The following is a 1,552-nucleotide window of genomic DNA, read 5'->3' as shown; positions in this document are numbered from 1 at the left end:
GGTTCACATTGTTTTCTGAGGTTTTCTAGTGCTCGGAGGCTTGGAACCCTCTGACTTGTCGGGGAAGTCCGGCCTGCTCTGGAGGATAGTCATCGCACGAGCAACTGTGTCATCAACACGTCTGGCAAAACCGGTGATGGGTTGTTTCAGCATAGTGTGTGTTCCTGTCAGGAGGTCGGGAACGCATACGCTACGCAACCAAGCCGTAACGCAGCTTTGGCGCGGAGGTTCCCAATCCCGGGCACACTCTGTCCTAACCACGTCGGTCTGAGAAACGGGCCCAATCCTGAGGAGAGGGCCCGTGGTGACATGCAGTCACTCGCTAGTCGCGTTTATCCGGGTCAACCCGGTTGAGTTGGTTCAGACTGTCGAGCGGAAGGATGCCTCGGACACTTAGGTTGGCAGCGTAAGGGCATGCTTCGGCCCAGATGATATCTGTATGCTAGCCTCCCTGTGTCAAAGCCGACGCGGGTACTCGGCTCTAGGGATCAGCGGATCAGCTGCTGTTAGCAACCCGCACAAGCAGTCAGGCCAATCCGTGTGCTGGTGATGGGTATTCCAGAGCGAGATATCAACCCATCACACACTCACAAGCCGTAAACCGGAAATTGGTTTCAACTTGGCCGAAACGAAGAAAGCCGGCTTTCATGTGCAATCTTATGGCCCCGCTGAAACCAACTCTCGGGGTCGTGAGTTTCGGCTAACATATGTTATTCGGGTGGTTTAGGCAGAGCAGTGGAGGAAATCCATGCTGCCAAAGGATACTCACGTATCCTTGGAAACGGGCGACTATGTGCTGAACAACCGACCTTTCAGCAACAGCAGCCCAGCACCTTCCTCGGCCATTCACTTCAGAGCCTGTACAAGGACGTGCTAAAAACACCTGTTCTAGTCCATCTTCAAGCGATTGCGGTACCGTTGGAGCCTAGAACCCGTGCTGAAGTTCAAGCCCAAGACGAGTTGCTCCCTGAGCAGGAACCCTAGCCCTCATCGTGAGAGGAGACATCGCTCATGCCTCGGTACTACTTCAACCTTTATCAGGGTTCCCAACTCATCTCCGAGGACGATACTGGCCGCGACTGCGTCGATGATGAAGCAGCACGCCAATTCGCGCGAATGAACCACGGCTTTGTTGCACTCGACCCAATCCTGTCCAGTCCTTCAGGCAAGTATCACTTTGTGGTTCTGGACGAGGGCGGACAGAACATCTTCACCATGCCCATATCGCAAGGCGTTAACCCTGAAGCCATTTTATCGGGCGTCTCGCTTCTGCCCTAATGTTGAGCAGAAGGACTTAGATGTCCACGATAGCTCGCGAGGGGCCCAATGACATGCGAGGATTTGGTCGCACAGTGTTTTATGGGATGAGCGGGTGCCGCTCGCGGTTCCTGAGCTGAACCAGGCTGTGTCAAAACGCGGTTGGTGGTAGGATTGCCCGCTCTGTTTGGAGGATCCGATGAGGCGCTTTGTTGAAGGCGTGGATCGCAGCCAGACCACCCTATTTCCCGAAAGCCTGGAGGACTGGGTCAGCGACGATAACCCGGTGCGCGTC

Annotated in this window: 1 protein-coding gene; it reads left to right on the top strand. The window is 55.0% G+C overall.

All coding sequences use genetic code 11. The annotated features are described in order from the left end of the window. Positions 1-1,011 precede the first annotated feature (1,011 nt). Positions 1,012-1,278 (top strand): DUF6894 family protein, encoded by a 267-nt coding sequence (locus ACXJKO_RS31620; RefSeq protein ID WP_457094955.1) that lies wholly within the window; start codon positions 1,012-1,014, stop codon positions 1,276-1,278. Positions 1,279-1,552 lie beyond the last annotated feature (274 nt).

Source organism: Microvirga sp. P5_D2 (assembly GCF_054049475.1).
This window is presented reverse-complemented; position numbering and strand designations above follow the sequence as displayed.